Annotated in this window: 3 protein-coding genes and 1 pseudogene; 1 reads left to right on the forward strand and 3 read right to left on the reverse strand. The window is 63.2% G+C overall.

Annotation, left to right across the window (positions count from 1 at the left end):
- On the reverse strand, positions 1-787 hold a 787-nt coding region (gene dapE, locus VMR03_RS16130), incomplete at its 3' end, for a succinyl-diaminopimelate desuccinylase (protein ID WP_325407014.1).
- A gap of 61 nt (positions 788-848) precedes the next feature.
- The gene (locus VMR03_RS16135) at positions 849-1,040 is read right to left on the reverse strand and encodes a hypothetical protein (RefSeq protein WP_325407016.1); all 192 of its coding nucleotides are present in this window, start codon (positions 1,038-1,040) and stop codon (positions 849-851) included.
- 195 nt (positions 1,041-1,235) lie between these two features.
- On the opposite strand from VMR03_RS16135, the gene VMR03_RS16140 reads away from it, so the two are divergent.
- The gene (locus VMR03_RS16140) at positions 1,236-1,370 is read left to right on the forward strand and encodes a hypothetical protein (protein ID WP_325407013.1); all 135 of its coding nucleotides are present in this window, start codon (positions 1,236-1,238) and stop codon (positions 1,368-1,370) included.
- A gap of 6 nt (positions 1,371-1,376) precedes the next feature.
- Here the strand turns inward: VMR03_RS16140 and VMR03_RS16145 are convergent.
- A pseudogene (locus VMR03_RS16145) lies at positions 1,377-1,510 on the reverse strand (2,3,4,5-tetrahydropyridine-2,6-dicarboxylate N-succinyltransferase); the annotation flags it as partial.

The following is a 1,510-nucleotide window of genomic DNA, read 5'->3' on the forward strand; positions in this document are numbered from 1 at the left end:
GCGCGACGCCCGGAATGAGATTGGTCGTCGCATTGCCGGTATCGATCGAGGTGATCTCGAAATTCGACGGCTGGAAATGCGCATTGCCCTTGTCGAGCACATGCGCATCGAGCCGGCGCAGCATTTCCATGAGACGCGGCAAGGGATTGTCGGCGAGATGCGGATAGGCGACATGGCCCTGTTGTCCGCGCACGGTCAGCCAGCCATTGATGCTACCGCGCCGTCCGATCTTCATCATGTCGCCGAGCTTTGCAACGCAGGTCGGTTCGCCGACAAGGCAATGGTCGATGGTCTCGCCGCGCGCCTTGAGCGCCTTCAGCATCTTCGCGGTGCCGTTGATGCCCGGGCCTTCCTCGTCGCCGGTGATGAGGAGGCTGATCGAACCTTCGCCCTCGATGAGCTTTCCTTCGCGCACCAGCCGGGATGCGGCGGCGACAAAACTCGCGATCGAGCCCTTCATGTCGGCGGCGCCGCGCCCGAAGAGGCGGCCTCCCTTGATCTCGCCGGCGAAGGGATCGACCGACCACGAGGCTTCATCGCCGACAGGCACGACATCCGTATGCCCGGCAAAGCAGAAATGGGGCGCACCCGCGCCGATCCGCGCATAGAGATTGTCGATGTCGGGCGTGTTCTCGTCGCTGAAGCGCATCCGCTCGCAATTGAAGCCGAGCGGCGCGAGGTAATCCGCGAGCGTCGCCAGCGCACCCTCGTCTTTCGGTGTGACGCTCGGACAGCGGATCAGCTCGATGGCGATCTCAAGAGGATCGTAGGGGGCGGCTGCGGTCATGGTCATCCCGTGTACCGCGCCCCCGAAAAACCGTCAAATGGCGCAGAAAATCGCCGGAAGGTCAGTCGAGCTGGTTCTCGCGCACGATGCGTTCATGCCCGTCCGTCACGCTTTTGACGCGGTACTGGTAGCCCGCGCCCTCGGTCGGAAGCTGGCGGACGACCACATAATGGCCGCGCGCGGTCGCGAGGTAGGAGCCGCCGGGCTGGAACTCGACCGTCTGGCCGATCTGGAACTTGTGGGACTGCTGCATCTTGCGCTCCTTGGGGCTTTGCGTGCGCGAAGGAGGCATGAATGGTCCGTCGGCATAGCGATAGGGCCCTCTCATGGGCTCATGGCGCCAAATACGCAATCTTTATCTTTAAATGGGGGCGGGCACCCCCGAAAACGCCTAATGTGAGCCGAATCTGAGTCGGCGGCGGTTCGCCGGCTCCAAAGGGAGATCCAGATGGCCAAGGGTCAGCAGAAGAGCAATCGCGAAAAGAAGAAGCCGAAGAAGGATGCGAAGGTAAAGGCCCCCGCATCCGGCTCGGTCTTCGCCGCGCCTGCCCCGGACCGCAGCAAGGGCGGTAAGAAGAAATAAATCCGGTCAGTCGCGCAGAAGCTCGTTGATCGAGGTCTTCGAGCGCGTCTGGGCGTCGACCGTTTTCACGATCACGCAGCAATAGAGGCTGGGCGAGGGCGATCCGTCGGGATTGGCCCGGCCCGGCAGCGAGCCCGGCA

It is taken from the genome of Parvibaculum sp. (assembly GCF_035511255.1).
In the GTDB taxonomy this organism is placed as follows: Bacteria; Pseudomonadota; Alphaproteobacteria; order Parvibaculales; family Parvibaculaceae; genus Parvibaculum.